The organism is Bacillus sp. NTK034 (genome assembly GCF_017303275.1).
Taxonomy (GTDB): domain Bacteria; phylum Bacillota; class Bacilli; order Bacillales; family Cytobacillaceae; genus Cytobacillus.
In genome coordinates, this window is sequence record NZ_JAFKOJ010000002.1 from 788,350 (window position 1) to 805,948 (window position 17,599).

A 17,599-nucleotide genomic window follows, 5' to 3' on the forward strand; every position below is an offset into this window, starting at 1 on the left:
TTATAGAAATAACAATGCCAAGAATATATTCTGGATAATTTGTTAAACATTTTTATCAAAAGGTTTATAACAAACAACCTTGAAACAATAACAAAGACCGCTGCTCATTAATGCAGCGGTCTCCTCTATTAATCTTCCATTGTAGACAAATCGCCAGTTGGCAGGTCCAGTTCCCATGCTTTAAGCACCCGGCGCATGATTTTGCCGCTTCTGGTTTTTGGAAGTTTGTCGCGGAATTCAATTTCACGCGGGGCAGCGTGGGCAGCAAGGCCTTTCTTTACGAATTGGCGGATTTCTTCCACAAGTTCTTCAGAAGGTTCATGTCCATCTCGTAAAGCAACAAATGCCTTTATTATTTCACCGCGGACAGGATCCGGCTTGCCAATAACTCCAGCTTCTGCAACAGCTGGATGTTCGATCAGCTTGCTCTCTACTTCAAACGGACCTACACGTTCGCCAGATGTCATGATCACATCATCTACACGACCCTGGAACCAGAAATATCCATCTTCATCCATATATGCCGAATCTCCCGAAACATACCAGTCACCTGGCATAAAATAAGATTCATATTTTTGCTCGTTATTCCAGATGGCATTCATCATGGAAGGCCAGCCTTTTTTAATCGCAAGGTTACCCATGCGGTTTGGCGGCAGCTCATTTCCCTGATCATCGACAATGGCTGCTTTAACACCCGGAATCGGCTTACCCATGGATCCCGGCTTAATTTCCAGGCAAGGATAGTTGCAGATGAGCTGTGCACCTGTTTCTGTCATCCACCATGTATCATGGATGCGCATATTGAATACTTTCATGCCCCATCTGACTACTTCAGGATTTAGCGGTTCCCCGACACTGAGGACATGCCGAAGGGAGCTTAAATCAAACTTTTTCACAACTTCATCGCCCGCGCCCATCAGCATGCGGAAAGCGGTCGGAGCACTATACCAAACCGAAACGCCATACTCCTCAATCATTTTATACCAAGTCTCCGGATTGAATCTGCCCCCGACAATGAGGTTCGAAGTACCTGTCAGCCACGGGCCGAAAATACCATATGAAGTACCGGTTACCCAGCCCGGATCAGCAGTGCACCAATAAACATCTTCTTCTTTTAAGTCCAGCACCCATTTGGCTGTCTGATAATGCTGAACCATTGCATTATGTACATGCAGAACTCCCTTTGGCTTGCCTGTAGAACCGGAAGTATAATGCAAAATAAGGCCATCTTTTCCGTCAACCCATTCAATTGGAAGCTTTCTGCTCGATTCAGCCATTCTTTTATTAAAGTCCACATAGGGGCCTGTTTCCTCAATATTTTCCCCAACAAGGAAAACATGCTTTAAGGCTGGCAGCTGGTCAACAGGCACACGTTCCAAAAGCTCAGGTGTTGTAATCAGAACTTTAGCTTCACTGTCATCAAGCCTGTCACGGACTGCTCCTTCCATAAAGGCTTCAAACAGAGGACCCACAATGGCTCCGAGCTTAATAGCTCCCAATACGGCAAAATAGAGTTCAGGAGAGCGAGGCATAAAGATGAAAACTCGGTCTCCTTTCTCTACATCCCCATATGCTTTTAATGCATTTCCCGCTTTATTGGATAGTTCCTTCATTTCTTTGAATGTATATTTCTCATTTCTCTGTCCATCACGATAATAAAGGGCAACCTTATTTTTTCTGAAGGATTCCGCATGACGGTCAATAGCCTCATAAGCCATATTCATGCGGCCGGTTTCTTTCCAGGAAAATTCTTTTTCCGCATCAGCCCAGTTAAAATCTTCATAAAGCTCGTCATAGCTTTTTAAATTGAAGTCCCCTTGTGTTACTGGCAGCGCTTCCACTTTCATATATTGTTATCCCCCTTATTTAAGATTTGATATTATTATAGTATAAACATTATATTTTCTCAATTTTTAAAATTTTAGAGTTAAAAAAAATTACTTATGAACCAAATAATAAATTGTCACAAACTTTTTTAAATTACACAGAAAATTATGTGAAAGCGCTTTATCATCCGTGTTTTTATGTATAATAGAAATTACATTGATCATGTCTATTGGGCGGTGAATAAATGGAACATAAAAAAACGTATAATGCAAAAGAATTAAAAACAGCCAATGGAAAATTAATCATTGAGGGGCCAATTTCACCTGAAAAGTTGGCAGATTATGAGTTTCATAAAGATCTTGTTGCTTTCAGGCCTCCGGCTCAGCAGCATAAAGCCCTCGTTGAAATTGCGGGGTTGCCGGAGGGAAGGATTATAGTGGCCCGTGACAGGCATACCATTGTCGGCTATGTTACTTACTTGTATCCAGACCCTCTTGAGCGCTGGTCTGAAGGGAAAATGGATAATTTAATAGAATTGGGTGCAATAGAAGTGATCCCTGCTTTCCGAGGTTCAGGGACAGGCAAGAACCTGCTGAAAGTATCCATGATGGATGACGCAATGGAAGACTATATTATTATAACAACTGAATATTATTGGCATTGGGATTTAAAAGGAACTGGCCTGAATGTATGGGAATATCGGAAAGTCATGGAAAAGATGATGAATGCAGGCGGTCTTGAATGGTATGCCACAGATGACCCTGAAATCAGTTCTCATCCTGCAAATTGCCTGATGGCCCGCATCGGAAAAAGAGTGGAGCAGGACTCAGTACAGCAATTTGACCGCTTGCGCTTTATGAATCGCTTTATGTATTAAATCTTATTAATAGCGTCAATACATAATTCATGCCTGTATTCAGACTATTTTTCCGGCATGAATGATCTCCATATATTTCATAAGGAGGCAATTAAAGTGATTGTTGAAGAAATTATGAAAACGGATGTCACGGCCTTGTCAAAGGAAGACACCATTGCCGACGCCATAAGAATTATGAATGAAAAAAGAATACGGCATTTGCCGATAACAGATGAAGCGGGCAGATTGCAGGGACTTGTAACAGATAGGGACATTCGTGATGCCACACCTTCTATTTTTCATACAGAACTATTTAAGGAAGATCTGCAGAGACCATTAAAAATGATTATGAAAACAAATATCATCACCGGACATCCTCTTGATTTTGCCGAAGAAATTGCTGCGGTTTTTTATGAACAGCGGATTGGCTGCCTGCCAATATTAAACGATAATAAGCTGGTTGGAATTGTCACAGAGACCGATTTGCTTCATACGTTAGTTCAATTGACGGGAGCTCATCAGCCAGGATCCCAGATTGAAGTAAAGGTGCCAAACAGGGCGGGCATGCTGTTTGAAATCGCTGAAATCATCTGCAATAGAAAAGCAAATATTCAGAGTGTCCTTGTTTACCCTGACAAAACGGATGATAAATACAAAATACTGGTGATAAGGGTACAGATAATGAACCCTGCGCTTGTAGTTGAAGATTTGAAAAAAGCAGGCCACCATGTTTTATGGCCCAGCCTGCCGGGGATTTCACTATGACACATGATTCAGTATTTGTTTATTCGGAAGACCTGCTGAACTACAAATTCAGCAAAAATCATCCTTTTAATCAGATAAGGCTGAAACTGACACTCGATTTGCTCAAAAATATAAATGCCATCCAGGAATGTCATATTATTCCCCCGCGCCAGGCTTCCGATGAAGAGCTTCACTTGATACATGATCCTAATTATGTGAATGCTGTTAAGCTTGCCGGCCGGGGACACCTTCCTGAGGATATCGGCGAAAACTATGGTCTTGGAACAGAAGACACACCTATTTTTCCAAATATGCACGAAGCGAGCTCTCTTTTAGTAGGAGGCACCCTGGCAGCCGTTGATGCAGTCATGAGCGGACGTGCTAAGCACGCACTTCACCTTGGCGGCGGCCTTCACCACGGTTTTCGTGGAAAAGCATCTGGTTTTTGCATCTACAACGATAGCTCCGTCGCCATAAAGTATATACAGGAAAAGTATAAAGCTCGTATTCTGTATGTGGATACAGATGCCCATCATGGTGATGGCGTTCAATGGTCATTTTATGATGACCCGGATGTATGCACTTTATCGATTCATGAAACAGGCAGATATCTTTTCCCCGGAACCGGAAATGTAAATGAACGAGGACAAGGAAAAGGATATGGATTCTCTTTCAATATTCCCGTGGATGCATTTACTGAAGACGATTCTTGGCTTCACGCATACCGTACAGCTTTTCGGGAGGTTGCGGAATTTTTCAAGCCGGATGTGATTCTGACGCAAAATGGGGCTGATGCACATTATCTTGATCCTCTTACCCATTTGTCATCTACTATAAAGATTTATAGGGAAATTCCGAAACTGGCCCATGAAATTGCCCATGAATATTGTGATGGGAAGTGGATTGCCGTCGGAGGCGGAGGTTATGATATTTGGAGGGTTGTTCCCCGGGCATGGGCCATGATATGGCTTGAAATGACTGAAAACTCTAATTGTTACGGCAATATACCGGAGGAATGGATAAATAAGTGGAAAGAACACGCACTTGTCCCTCTTCCCCTGGAATGGGATGATCCAGCTGATTTATATAAGCCTATCCCCCGCAAGAGCGAAATAACTGAAAAAAATGCCCGGACAGTGGACAAAGTCCTTTATCCGATCCGGAACACATCAATGACAGAATCATTATAAAAAAGCGGCCGCGGACATTTTACCGGCCGTTTTTCATTTCTGCACATTGAAATAAACAGGTCTGGCTATAGCCAGACCTGTTACCCATTAGGAATATTTTTATCTTCATTAAATTTCGGATCAGAAATAATGATTTCAACGCGCCTGTTTTTCTCCCAATTCTCCGGTCCGGAATTAGGGACGATAGGCCGCGTTTCCCCGTATCCGACAGCCATAAACCTATGACTGTCAAGATTATGCTTTTCTGTTAGATATCTGATTACAGTACTTGCCCGGGCAGCAGATAACTCCCAATTGGATGGATATCTGTAAGTAGTTATGGGCCGGTCATCAGTATGTCCTTCCACCTTCACAAGGTTGGGCATGTTTGCTAAAAGGGTTCCTACTTTATCCAGGAAGGAGTATGAGCTGTCTATCAGACTCGCATCCCCTGATTCGAATAAAACCTGTTCCTGCAGGACCAGAACGACACCCCGTTCCGTTCTGTTTGCCACAATAACTTTTTCTAAGCCATTCTTATCCAGAAACGACTGAATTTCCATCAGAAGCTCATCAAGTGAATCTGATTGCCCGCTTCCATCTTTTTCGGTAATTTCTTCCCTTTTCTCCTGGTTATCCGCTGGAATGATGGATGGCTGGAACTCAAGCACCTGCCTGTCCCGAAAAGAGTCGGATATCGCCTGAAATTTCATTAAATCGATCTGTGACATTGAAAACAGCAGGATAAAAAAGACCAATATTAGTGTGACGAGATCTGAAAAAGTTACCATCCATCTTGGGGCACCTTTAGGAGGCTCAGGAGACCTTCGCCTATGCCTCATAATCCAGCGCCTCCCCCGCGTTTACTTCTCTCTCAAGCTCTCTCCGTTCCTCCGAGGACAAAAAGGCGCTTAGCTTCTGCTCTAAAATTTTGGGATTTTGCCCGGATTGGATACCGATGACCCCTTCAATAATAATCTCCTTCAAAAATACTTCCTTCTCTGTCTTTAATGCCAGCTTAGATGCCATCGGCAGAAAAATTAGATTTGCCAGCAGAGAGCCATATAAGGTAGTTAATAAGGCAATGGCCATATTAGGTCCAAGAGTGGAGGGGTCATTTAAATTTTTCAGCATCAGTACCAGCCCAATCAGGGTTCCTATCATTCCCCATGCCGGAGCATACTCACCGGCTCTTTCGAGGATGCTCCTCCCTTTTCTGTGCCTCTCTTCCATCGCCATAATTTCGGCATTCAGAATGTCAGTAATGACATCTGGCTCTATACCATCCACAGCCAGATACATGCCTTTCCGAATAAAAGGATCTTCCACCTTCTCGATTTCAGCCTCAAGCGATAACAGCCCTTCACGCCGGGCACGCTCAGAGAGTTTGACAAAAATTCCAATCAGCTCGCCAACGCTTTGTTCTTCACTGGAAAAAACCTGCTTAAAGACGGTAGCCATATGCCTGATATCTTTTAAAGGAAAACTTACAAGCAGCCCGGCTATTAAACCGCCTAAAACAATAAGAATTGAAGAAGGGTCAACAAAGGATAAAAACCCATCTGCTCCTCCATTCCACATGATGCCAAAAATCAGCATAGCCAGGCCCACCATTAACCCTGCCGGTGTTAAAATATCGAACTTTCTCATACTCTCTCTCCCTGATCCATTGCGAATTCCCTTTGTCTAATGGTTTATTTATGTCCTCGAAAACAGGTACGATAGTTAAAATTGACAGAAAGAAACGCCTTTCATATTAAGGCGCTTCTCTTTCTTCCCTTTTTCCAGCTGCAGCGCCTAGCCCCTCTAGTCACTTCGGTCCAGATGCTGAAGTCAAAGAACGACTTCAACTTCTGGACCTCCAGCGCTGGTCGGGGCTGGTCGAGGAGCTTCCGCTTTTCTGTTATATCGGCAAATCCATTACTTTGTTGAGCTTCGTTCTTCAATTCGGTGAGGGAGTACAACAATTTGCTCATCGACTGATTCTTTATTCATAAGTTTCGTAAGCAATCTCATGGCAACTGCACCAATATCATACAATGGCTGAACGACTGATGTCAGCTGAGGACGGACCATTAATGCCAATCTTGTATTGTCAGAGCTGATGACCTCAAAGTCTTTCGGGATATTATACCCTTTATCCTCCGCCCCGTGGACAATTCCCAATGCCATTTCATCAGATCCTGCAAAAATAGCTGTTGGACGCGGATCTGCCTCAAGCAGCTTTTCAAAGGCTTCTATACCTGAATCGTAAGTATAATCTCCTTCAACCACCAATTCATCGCGGAAGGCCACCTCAGCTTCTTCCAAAGCCCGCTTATAGCCTGCAAGCTTTTTTTCCTGATTAATCGGCTCGCGGAGAGGTCCCACCACGATAGCTGCATCTTTATGGCCTTTTTCAATAAATGACTTAGTCACATCAAATGCTGCCTGTTCATAATTAATATTTACAGATGGGATTTTGCCTGTTTCCTCAATAGAGCCAGCCAGTACGATCGGAACCGGTGACTTTTCAAACTCTTCAACATGCTCGGAGGTAATATTGCCGCCCATGAAGACTATTCCATCCACCTGTTTCCCAAGCATAGTATTGAGCAAGTGCAGTTCTTTTTCAATATTTTGGTCGGAGTTGCTGAGAATGATATTGTATTTATACATTGTCGCAATATCCTCTATGCCCCTTGCCAGTTCTGCAAAAAAGGTGCTGGAGATATCGGGAATGATTACACCGACTGTCGTCGTTTTTTTGCTTGCCAATCCTCTTGCAACCGCGTTGGGGCGGTACCCAAGCCGGTCAATTACTTCCATTACTTTTTTTCTTGTTGCAGGCTTAACATTCGGGTTGCCATTTACAACACGAGAAACCGTTGCCATTGATACATTCGCTTCTCTTGCTACATCGTATATTGTTACATTCATTACTTACACTCCTTCTTTAAATAGCGGTCGCTTCAATTACTTTATATTTTACAGCAACACGACATAACCTACTCATTTTTTATCCTAATTTGTGAGTGGTTACACATGTACAATTATGTATTTAATCATACGACAGTCCAGGAATTGCCGCAATGTCAAGGCTTGTATTTTTGAAAAAAACTTAAATTTCCACTTTAAATGCAAAGTAAAGAGCCTCCTGCTACCAGCAGAAGGCTCTCCATATTTAGATGGCTACACTTTCAGCAATGCTGAAGATTGAAGTTCAGCCATAAATTGATCAAATTGATTCAAGTCCATTTGCTGCGCTGAATCTGATAGGGCAACGGCCGGGTCTGGATGAACTTCTGCCATTACACCATCTGCGCCGATTGCCAGCGCAGCTTTTGCTGCTGGAAGAAGCAAATCTCTGCGGCCTGTTGAATGCGTAACGTCAACCAGTACTGGCAAATGTGTTTCCTGCTTAAGAATAGGCACAGCCGAAATGTCCAATGTATTGCGTGTAGCACGTTCGTATGTGCGGATTCCGCGCTCACATAGAATAATCTGTCCATTCCCCTGGGACATGATATATTCCGCTGCATTGATGAATTCTTCAATTGTAGCTGCAATCCCGCGCTTTAAAAGAACTGGTTTGTTTACAGCCCCCGCTGCTTTTAATAGCTCGAAGTTTTGCATGTTTCTTGCCCCGATTTGAATGACATCAATATAATTTACAGCCGTTTCAATATCATTAGGGCTTACGATTTCAGAAATAACTGCCAGATCGTATTCATCTGCCACTCTTTTTAAGATTTTTAAACCTTCAAGGCCAAGACCCTGGAAATCATACGGTGATGTTCTTGGTTTATATGCGCCTCCGCGAAGGAGCTTAAGTCCTTTTGCTTTTACAGCTTCAGCAACAGTTGCCACCTGCTCATAAGATTCAACTGCGCAAGGGCCAAAAACAAGATGAGGATTGCCATCCCCTACTTTTTCACCCTTTAAGTCTACAATCGTATTTTCAGGCTTCTTTTTGCGTGAAACAAGAAGCGCCTTTCTATGATCATCTTTTTGAAGTTCAAGACCTGCTTTAAAAATTTCCTTGAACATATGCTCAATTGTTGAATTTTCAAAAGGACCGTCATTATGCTCTTTTATCAAGTCCAGCATCTTGCGTTCCCGGACAGGATCATAACGATAAACCCCTTGTGTTTCCTTTACTCTTCCGATTTCCTGAACAAGTTCTGCTCTTTCATTGATCAAAGATAAAAGCTGGAGATTCAGCTCATCCACTCGATCACGAAGTTTATCTAGCTCTTTATTGCTCATTTCCTGTCCCTTCCTTTCGAATCTGAATTTAAGCCGTGTTGGTTTCAGGATGTATGCACATAGCACGCATCAAAATGCGCACAGCATTAAACATTTCCATCTTTCTCTTTTACGGCCTCTGGATATGTGATACATTTTTTATAATTAGGGTTATTATATATGAATTATTCAGACATGTCACGAAAAATTTCTTTATTAATTAAACGCTTTTAAGTGATAAAGCGATTTCAAGGCATTATTTAAACATTCTATGACATATTACAAAGAAGGTGTATTGCTTTGGACGAACAAAAAAAGCTTTTTGCACTGGATATCGGAACCCGTACGGTGGTCGGAATTATTCTCGAAGAGAATGGCGGCCAATATCATGTGAAAGATATCGTGATTAAGGAGCATGCAGAAAGGGCCATGCTCGACGGACAGATCCATGATATTCTGGCTGTTTCAAAAATCATATCAGAAATCAGAAATGAACTGGAAGCAAAACACGGCCCATTAATAAAGGTGTGTGTTGCAGCGGCAGGCAGGGCTTTAAAAACAGAAAGATCCGAAACAGCGATCAGCATTAAAGGAAAACCGATGATGCAAAAGCAGGATATACTTCACCTGGAATTAAGTGCGGTTCAGCAGGCACAGGCAATGTCTGCAGAAAAGCATGAGACTGAAAAAAGCTATTATTACTATTGTGTTGGATATTCCGTTTTATACTATCGTCTTGATGGAGAAGAAATCGGCAGTCTGATTGATCAGCAGGGTGATGAAGCATCCGTTGAAATCATTGCTACTTTCCTGCCCAAGATTGTAGTGGAGTCACTAATCTCAGCTCTTCAAAGGGCAGGCCTGGAAATGGAGGCTTTGACACTTGAGCCAATCGCAGCTATTAATGTGCTGATTCCTCCTTCAATGAGAAGGCTGAATGTTGCTCTTGTTGATATCGGTGCCGGAACATCCGATATTGCCATTACAGATATGGGCACTGTTACAGCTTATGGAATGGTGCCTGTAGCAGGCGATGAGATTACTGAAGCAATCAGTGACCAGTTCCTGCTGGACTTCCCTTTAGCCGAAAAGGCAAAGAGAGATTTGCATTTATCGGATACAATCTCTGTCACGGATATTCTCGGCTTCCAGACAGAAGTCAGCAGGGAAGAGACAATTGAAAAAATTTCTCCTGCACTCGAACGTTTGACAAATTCCATTTGCGATGAAATCCTGCAGCTGAATAATAGACCACCAAAAGCCGTCATGCTGGTAGGCGGCGGGAGCTTAACACCTGGGCTTGCTGAAAGGATTGCGCAAAGATTGGGCCTTCCGGCGAACAGAGTCGCAATTAGGGGAATTGATGCCATAAGCGGGCTGAATTTACCGGAATCCACAGACGGCGGCCCCGAACTTGTCACCCCAGTAGGAATAGCAATCGCAGCTAAAAGGGCTCCGGTCCAATATTGCACAGTTTACGTTAACGATCATCCTGTCAGGCTATTCGAGGTCAAAAATCTGACAGTTGGGGATTGTCTCCTGGCAGCTGGCATTAAAATGAATAAGCTTTACGGGAAGCCCGGGCTCGCCATGATTGTCAATCTAAATGGGCAAAACATTACGATTCCGGGAAGCCATGGAGAAGCTCCAGTCATCAAACGCAACAGCATTACAAGTGCTTTAGATGAAGAAATCAAATCAGGCGATAACATTACTGTTTCAAAAGGACGTGACGGATTGCCTGCTGAAGTACGCATAAAGGATTTGATTGATGAAGTTCCGGAAAAGTCCATTACTATTAACGGAAAGCGGTACACAATCCAGCCTGCTATTACCTGTAATGAAAAAGCTGCCTCGCTTGAGCAGATCATTGCGGATCGGGATAAAGTGGAGTGCAGGGTTCCGGAAACATCTGAAGAAATATTAAGAATTTTAAACCTAAAAGATTTATTAAACGAGCTTACGCCTTTCCGAATAAGCATTAATGAAAAAGAGACATTTCTTCCACGCCATACCGGAAAGCTTTTTAAAAACGGCCTTGAGGCGAATTGTCTCAGCATAGTAGACGATGGTGACAATTTGCAAATTGAAAAAAGAAGCAAACTAACAGTAAAAGAATTAGCAGATATTAAGCAGCTGGCACTTCAGCAGAGGATCCCGGTTATGTTTAACGGAAAAAAATTAGAGCTGTCCAGCGCAATACTTGAATTTAAGAGAGAAGGTACTATCCTCAACGAAGATGATCCCATTCATGCTGGAGATGCAATTGCACTCGTGAAAAAACCAATGTCTCCATTTATTTTTCAGGATGTATTCAGCCATGTTAGTGTAGATATGCCTGCAACATCTTCCGGAAACTTCATTCTCTTAAAAAATGGGGAAAAGACATCTTTTCATGAACCTGTAGAGCCTGGTGATCACCTCAAAATCCTGTGGCCTGCCATAAATAAAAATTCAAATGTAAATTATATATAGCAAAAACCCATCCGATTGGATGGGTTTTATCTGTTTTCCTTCACAGCATTCACCAGGGAATCATATGTAATCTTCCAATGTGATGCATGCCAGGCAACATCTCCATTATTAAACAGAATGGCCTGAGGAGACTCATGTTTGATATGAAAAGCTTCTGCAATATGATTAGACAAAGGACGATCATCCTGAACAACTAAGTAATAAGCATTTACATCCTGATGCTCTTTCACAAAGCTGTCATATTCTTCATAGGCTGCTCCGCTCACCGGGCAAGTGGAACTGTGTTTTAAAACCAGCAGCTGTTCTCCTGATTCTACTGCTTGATCAAATGCTTCATGGCTATCAAATTTTTTCATTTTCTTGCCTCCCCAACTAAGCCAGGCAAAGCCTCGCTCATTAAATTAAATAACGGTGAAGTAATCGTACCACTTCACCGTTGTTTAAACAAATAAAATTAATTATACTTTTGCTCGGTTTCGTCAAAAGCTTTTTTCGTCTCTTCCAGCTTCATTTGGATTTCCGCATCATTTACTGGTGCGTTCCCTTCTGCCTGGAATGTCTCGTCATTGATGGCCTCTCCATTTTCTTCAGCTGCACCACTTGCAGCAGCTTGTCCATTTTGAGCGTCTTTCAAGCTTTTTACTTTATTAACAAGTTCATTGGATTGCTTTGTTACCGTTTGAGTCAGCACATTTGTTTTTTCTTTGGCAGCATTAGCCAGTTCGGTACCTTTTGTCATAGCTGTTTCACGGTACTGTCCTGACTTTTCTTTTAATAAAGCAGCCTTTTCGCTTAAATCGCTCTGAAGCTCCTTGCCTGATTTAGGAGCCAGAAACAGAGCGGCAGCTGCGCCAACCATGCCTCCGATTAAGGCACCGATCATAAAATCTTTCGTATTAATATTTTCATCGGTTTTGGGCTGATTTGAATCAAATTGAGTACGGTCTTGGCTATTCATTCTCTTTTTTCCTCCTTTTAATCTAGTATCTTGCTCTTTCTCTCTGGCGTTCAGGCGGGAGCATTTGTTTCTCGCTGACATTGTACTGATAAGGGTCTTCTTTTCTCATTTTCCACTTATCTTTGATTTCAAGGAGAACATTGCTCCACTGTACCACCTGTGAGATTTTATCTTTATTCTGTTCAAGCTGTGTGTTTACAGAAGATGTGATTTTCTGTATGGATCCATTAAATTTGCGGACAGAGTCACCAACTTCTTTTACCGCAGTTACGACACTGTTCAGGTTCTCTGATTTCTGCTGAATGTCTGTAGCCAGTGTATTGGTTTTATGCAGCAGGACAGTTGTTTCCTTTGTGACGCCGTCTAATTGCCTTTCTAGGCCTGCCAATGTGTGTGATACGTTATCTAATGTCCCTTGTAAGGATTTTAACGTTTTCGCCAGATAAATGACCAAAACAAGAAATGCTATAGCAATGACTGCTACACTTAAGTATAAAATAATTTCCAATTCCTACACCTCCGGTTGTCTGTATACTAACTTTTTACCCAGATGCACTTCCTCTAAACCAGGAGTACATTAATAGATTCCACTTGTGAAGTCCAAATTCCTTCTCTAACAGGTATTTTCATCAGTTAAAGTAAATTTTAGCACAATTGGAAAAGGTTAAACAAAACCTCTCATTTCGGGTACAATAATAGTTGTCGGAAAAATAAATTTACTGGAGGTATTTATCCATGAAAGATCCCCGTATTGCAAAACTGGCAAAAAATTTGATTAACTATTCAATCCGGCTTCAGAAGGGCGAGAAGATCCTTATTGAAAACTTCGGACTGCAAAAGGAATTAGTGACCGCGCTTGTTAAGGAATCCTATGCAGCTGGAGGATACCCGTTTGTTTCTTTAAAAGATCATCAGGTTGATCGTTCCCTGCTTTTAGGGGCACAAGAAGAGCAATTCAATATAATGGCTGAGTTTGAAGCAAATGTTATGAGCAAAATGGATGCATACATAGGACTGCGCTCCGGAGACAACATCAACGAGCAGGCTGATGTGCCGGATGATAAAATGAAAATTCATGGATCAACCATCGGACAAAAAGTACATAGAGAAATCCGCGTGCCAAAAACGAAATGGGTGGTTTTGCGTTATCCAAATGCTTCCATGGCCCAGCTGGCTAAAATGAGCACAGAGGCATTTGAAGATTTCTATTTTGATGTCTGCAATTTGGATTACGGCAAAATGGACAAAGCAATGGACAGCCTTGTGGAATTAATGAACGCAACCGATAAAGTCAGAATAACCGGCCCCGGTACAGATTTGTCCTTCTCGATTAAGGATATTCCGGCAATCAAATGCTCCGGTCAAATGAATATCCCTGATGGAGAGGTCTATACGGCTCCTGTACGGGAGTCTGTCAACGGCGTCATCACCTATAACACTCCTTCTCCATACCATGGTTTTACATTTGAAAATGTAAAACTGACATTCAAAGACGGGAAAATTGTTGAAGCGGAAGCCAATGACAGCGAACGCATCAATAAAATCTTTGATACAGATGAGGGTGCGCGCTATATAGGTGAATTCGCTATCGGAGTTAACCCTTACATTCTTCATCCGATGCAGGATATTCTGTTCGATGAAAAAATTGACGGAAGCTTCCACTTCACACCTGGACAATGCTATGACGAAGCCTATAATGGCAATAAATCCAATATTCATTGGGATATGGTCAACATCCAGCGCCCTGACTATGGAGGCGGTGAAATTTACTTTGATGAGGTATTAATCCGTAAAGACGGGCGATTTGTCATTAGTGAACTTGAAGCATTAAATCCTGAGAATTTAAAGTAATAAGAAAAACGGAAGGGCGCCATCGGCTAGACCAGAGAGTAAATGGCGCCTGGAGCTAGACAGTTATCAACGTTCAAAATTATATATAAAAAGGATGCTTCCTTAGCGGGGCATCCTTTTTTTGAATTATATTTGGTTTTCGTAAGCCTGCTGGAATTTTTGGATATCCCCGGCTCCCATAAACATAATTACGCTATCTTCATGATTCCTTAGTACAGCCGTTTCTTCTTCATTTAGAATTTGTGCATTGGGAATTTTGGCCTTTAAGTCATCAATCGTGAGTTTTCCATGATTTTCACGGGCAGAGCCAAAGATTTCGCATAGATACACTTTGTCAGCCAAATTGAGACTTGATGCAAAATCATCAAGAAAGGCCTGAGTCCTTGTAAATGTATGCGGCTGGAAAACTGCGACCACATCCTTTTCAGGATACTTTTGTCTGGCAGCTTCTACAGTCGCCTTAATTTCTGTCGGATGGTGGGCATAATCATCAATAATTACCTGAGATCCCACTTTCTTCTCTGAAAATCTTCTTTTCACCCCTTCAAAGGAAAGAAGCTGTTCCTGGACAATCTTCGCATCGATCTCTTCATAATGACATAGAGCGATAACAGCTAAAGAGTTCAAAACATTATGATCTCCATACGCTGGAATAGAGAAAGTCTCATAGAAGGTGTTGCGGACAAACACATCAAATGTTGTTCCTTCTGTTGTTTTAACTACATTGCGTGCCTGAAAATCATTATCTTCTCCAAAACCATAGAATACCACGGGCACTTTAGCCTGGATTTTTTGCAGCTGCTCGTCATCGCCGCATGCGAAAATCCCCTTATTCACTTGCCATGACATTTCCTGAAAAGCAGAAAAAACATCGTCAACGTTGGCAAAGTAATCAGGGTGGTCAAAATCAATATTTGTCATTATTGCATAATCAGGGTAGTAAGAAAGGAAATGCCTTCTGTATTCACAAGCTTCAAAAACAAAATATTCCGCTTCCTTGTCCCCTTTGCCCGTACCGTCTCCAATAAGGAATGAAGTTGGTTTTGCGCCTCTCATTACGTGCGCAAGCAAGCCTGTAGTGGAAGTTTTCCCATGAGCTCCCGTCACTGCAATGCTCGTGAAATTCTTCATGAAATCACCTAAAAAGCGATGATAACGCACAACAGGCAAGCCAAGCTTCATTGCTTCCTCAATCTCTTCATGAGTGTCCGGATATGCATTCCCGGCTATTACCGTCATGCCCGGCTGTATGTTTTCCTTTTGAAAGGGAAGGATCTTTATTCCGGATTTTTCAAGTGCCACCTGAGTAAAAAAGTGTTTCTCAAAATCGGAGCCTTGAACCTGATAATTCATATCATGCAGAACTTGTGCCAATGCACTCATTCCAGACCCCTTAATACCTACGAAATGGTAAATAGTCATATAAAGAACCTCCAACCATCGTATATCTGTAAAACAGTATATGACATATATCTAGTTTTGCGCATATCTCCTTAGAAGACATGCTCCCATGACTGTGCTGTTAAGCTTTTCCGCTGTCACTTTTATTTACTTACACGTTAATGTATTGAATCATTATATCATTAATCGAATCTAAAAACTATGTAACGTATTGCCAGCTATTTATTCCCCAGAAATAAAAAATAAAACATTAGATTTCAGGAAGGCTCTCCACGTAAGGTCAGGAACTTCTAATTTTGACTTCGAAAAGGCCTCCGTTAAACGGTTAACTGCTTCATAACTTTGAATAGAGATAAATGGTCCAATAGGAAGATCATACATCTGGATTGGTATTCTTCTGATCAAATACCACCCTTTTGACAGTTCCGGCCGGAACACCCCGTTCTGACTTAAAAGAAAAGGAGTGTTATCTTCTGCACGGGAGGCGGAAATTACCTTTTGACATACTTCTATAATCCTGATGGGTTCCATGACTGATGTCAAAAAGAGAGCCCCCTGAATGAGATCTGATTCTGAAAGCTCCCGGGAATTGTTTTTTAAGAACTGACTAAACATAGTTGAGCCTTGAATGGTTTTATAATCAAAGAGAAACCAATCCTGGAAAACCGCCTGCTGAATAGGCAAAAAAGCCGCTTCAGGATCAAGACCGAGCGTTTTCCGAAATAAATGCTTTGCGCGGACTTTCTCTCTGATATTAGCCGTCCGTTCCGTATAATCCCTGCTTAATGTGTATAAACGCAGAGCATTTTTCTCTCCCTGGAGTTGTTTAGCTTTACGAAAAGAATGTAAATCCATAATTGAGCCGTCCATATCCATTTTGGATGCTCCTTACTTTCTTGTAAATAGCGTTCTGTTATTCCACCTTTTCAAGGCGGGGGTTGGGACGATAACGGCGTCCTGCCTTAGCTGCATGCTTGCCGTCAATCATTACATTATCTCCAGTGAACCCTGTGGTGATCTTCAGCAGACTGCTTCCAATTCCATAGGTATCAACCGGAACACCCTGTTCTTCAAATTCGCGGATTCGGGATTCAGTAAAACCGCCGCTCACCACAATCTTCACATGTCCGAACCCTTCATCATCCAGCGCTTTCCTCAGTGCAAAAATCAGTTCTGCATTGACCCCGCGCGGGTCAAACGTTCCCAGCAAATGCTGATTTCTTAAGAAATATTGATCAATCATTGTTCTTGATGTGTCAACCCGGACACCTTTAAGCTCTTCGCCAAAGGTTCTTGCCACTTTCAGTGAATCGGTGATGGCATCATTATTGTAGTCTACCAGAGCAACTAATTCATCTTCAGGAAACGTCTCCTGATAAGCCTTCGTAGCCGCAACAATATCTCCCTCGAACATTTGGATCAATGCATGCGGCATTGTTCCCATGCCCTTTTTACCCCACCATTCATTCATGGCATGCGTTGCCTGGGCTGTTGCACCCCCAATAAAGGCTGCATAGCCATCTCCTGCCTGGGTGATATAATGATCATCCCGGTCCCCCATAAAGATGACCTGCTTTTGAACACCTGAAACACCTGCTGCTTTTACCACATTATATACATTCGTGGCAACTGAAGTTCTTCTGGCCAAAATGCCGTCAATTATTCCTTCGAGATATCCGAAATCCTGATATCTTCCTCTAATGGTCAAAACTGTTTCAAAGGGTGAAATCTTATCACCGTCTTTTAATGAATGGATTTCCAGATCATCCGGGCGGTCCGCAAATGTTTTTAATAGTGCAATGACCTCATCCGTACCGCATAGAACGGCATGATTCTTTTGGAAAAACTGCATGGTTACGATTTTATCTTCATGATATTTCTTAACAATCTCTCTTGTCTTAAGGAAGTATACCGCTGAAAACCAGCCATCTCTTACACGTTCATCGAATTTAAAAGTCTGGTTTGTCAGACGTTTAATTTCTCCTTTTACCTTCATTTCAATTTCCTTCATCCCTAAAGCTCCTTAGAAACACGAAAAGCGCAAGCGCCTTGCCCACCCCCGACCCTCGAGGGGGTAGGCGCTGGAGCTAG

At 42.3% G+C, this 17,599-nt stretch carries 16 protein-coding genes; 5 read left to right on the top strand and 11 right to left on the bottom strand.

Features of this window, described 5'->3' with window-relative positions; genetic code table 11:
• Positions 1–128: 128 nt before the first annotated feature.
• A complete protein-coding gene (gene acsA, locus JI665_RS10180) occupies positions 129–1,847 on the bottom strand; it encodes an acetate--CoA ligase (protein WP_206839152.1) in 1,719 nt (572 codons plus the stop codon).
• Between the two features lie 224 nt (positions 1,848–2,071).
• On the opposite strand from acsA, the gene JI665_RS10185 reads away from it, so the two are divergent.
• The 3 genes from JI665_RS10185 (at position 2,072) to JI665_RS10195 (ending at position 4,617) form a co-directional block, all read left to right on the top strand.
• Complete coding sequence (locus JI665_RS10185; RefSeq protein WP_206839154.1) at positions 2,072–2,704, top strand: GNAT family N-acetyltransferase; 633 nt, start codon at positions 2,072–2,074, stop codon at positions 2,702–2,704.
• 96 nt (positions 2,705–2,800) lie between these two features.
• Positions 2,801–3,448: an acetoin utilization AcuB family protein gene (locus JI665_RS10190; RefSeq protein WP_206839156.1), complete on the top strand. Its 648-nt coding sequence runs from the start codon at positions 2,801–2,803 to the stop codon at positions 3,446–3,448.
• A complete protein-coding gene (locus JI665_RS10195) occupies positions 3,445–4,617 on the top strand; it encodes an acetoin utilization protein AcuC (RefSeq protein WP_206839158.1) in 1,173 nt (390 codons plus the stop codon). The genes JI665_RS10190 and JI665_RS10195 overlap by 4 nt, the downstream gene beginning before the upstream one ends.
• 80 nt (positions 4,618–4,697) lie before the next feature.
• On the opposite strand, the gene motS is transcribed toward JI665_RS10195, so the two are convergent.
• The 4 genes from motS to JI665_RS10215 form a co-directional block, all read right to left on the bottom strand.
• Positions 4,698–5,438: a flagellar motor protein MotS gene (gene motS / locus JI665_RS10200; RefSeq protein WP_206839160.1), complete on the bottom strand. Its 741-nt coding sequence runs from the start codon at positions 5,436–5,438 to the stop codon at positions 4,698–4,700.
• Positions 5,428–6,246 (bottom strand): flagellar motor protein MotP, encoded by an 819-nt coding sequence (motP, locus tag JI665_RS10205; RefSeq protein ID WP_206839161.1) that lies wholly within the window; start codon positions 6,244–6,246, stop codon positions 5,428–5,430. Before motP ends, motS begins: the two co-directional genes overlap by 11 nt.
• A gap of 270 nt (positions 6,247–6,516) precedes the next feature.
• The gene (gene ccpA, locus JI665_RS10210) at positions 6,517–7,515 is read right to left on the bottom strand and encodes a catabolite control protein A (RefSeq protein WP_009333326.1); all 999 of its coding nucleotides are present in this window, start codon (positions 7,513–7,515) and stop codon (positions 6,517–6,519) included.
• A gap of 252 nt (positions 7,516–7,767) precedes the next feature.
• Positions 7,768–8,844, bottom strand: a complete 1,077-nt coding sequence (locus JI665_RS10215; protein ID WP_009333327.1) for a bifunctional 3-deoxy-7-phosphoheptulonate synthase/chorismate mutase — start codon at positions 8,842–8,844, stop codon at positions 7,768–7,770.
• Between the two features lie 279 nt (positions 8,845–9,123).
• On the opposite strand from JI665_RS10215, the gene pilM reads away from it, so the two are divergent.
• Complete coding sequence (gene pilM / locus JI665_RS10220; RefSeq protein ID WP_206839162.1) at positions 9,124–11,298, top strand: cell division protein FtsA; 2,175 nt, start codon at positions 9,124–9,126, stop codon at positions 11,296–11,298.
• Positions 11,299–11,324: 26 nt separating this feature from the next.
• Here pilM and ytxJ read toward each other — a convergent pair whose 3' ends face one another.
• The 3 genes from ytxJ to JI665_RS10235 all read right to left on the bottom strand — a co-directional run bounded on the left by ytxJ (position 11,325) and on the right by JI665_RS10235 (position 12,764).
• A complete protein-coding gene (ytxJ, locus tag JI665_RS10225; RefSeq protein WP_206839163.1) occupies positions 11,325–11,654 on the bottom strand; it encodes a bacillithiol system redox-active protein YtxJ in 330 nt (109 codons plus the stop codon).
• Positions 11,655–11,752: 98 nt separating this feature from the next.
• Positions 11,753–12,256: a YtxH domain-containing protein gene (locus tag JI665_RS10230; protein ID WP_206839164.1), complete on the bottom strand. Its 504-nt coding sequence runs from the start codon at positions 12,254–12,256 to the stop codon at positions 11,753–11,755.
• 22 nt (positions 12,257–12,278) lie between these two features.
• The gene (locus JI665_RS10235; RefSeq protein WP_206839165.1) at positions 12,279–12,764 is read right to left on the bottom strand and encodes a DUF948 domain-containing protein; all 486 of its coding nucleotides are present in this window, start codon (positions 12,762–12,764) and stop codon (positions 12,279–12,281) included.
• A gap of 227 nt (positions 12,765–12,991) precedes the next feature.
• On the opposite strand from JI665_RS10235, the gene JI665_RS10240 reads away from it, so the two are divergent.
• Complete coding sequence (locus tag JI665_RS10240) at positions 12,992–14,107, top strand: aminopeptidase (protein WP_206839166.1); 1,116 nt, start codon at positions 12,992–12,994, stop codon at positions 14,105–14,107.
• Between the two features lie 126 nt (positions 14,108–14,233).
• On the opposite strand, the gene murC is transcribed toward JI665_RS10240, so the two are convergent.
• From murC to JI665_RS10255, 3 genes are all read right to left on the bottom strand, one after another.
• Complete coding sequence (murC, locus tag JI665_RS10245) at positions 14,234–15,529, bottom strand: UDP-N-acetylmuramate--L-alanine ligase (RefSeq protein WP_206839168.1); 1,296 nt, start codon at positions 15,527–15,529, stop codon at positions 14,234–14,236.
• A gap of 201 nt (positions 15,530–15,730) precedes the next feature.
• Positions 15,731–16,384: a hypothetical protein gene (locus tag JI665_RS10250; protein ID WP_206839169.1), complete on the bottom strand. Its 654-nt coding sequence runs from the start codon at positions 16,382–16,384 to the stop codon at positions 15,731–15,733.
• A gap of 37 nt (positions 16,385–16,421) precedes the next feature.
• Complete coding sequence (locus JI665_RS10255) at positions 16,422–17,519, bottom strand: nicotinate phosphoribosyltransferase (protein WP_206839170.1); 1,098 nt, start codon at positions 17,517–17,519, stop codon at positions 16,422–16,424.
• Between the last annotated feature and the right edge of the window lie 80 nt (positions 17,520–17,599).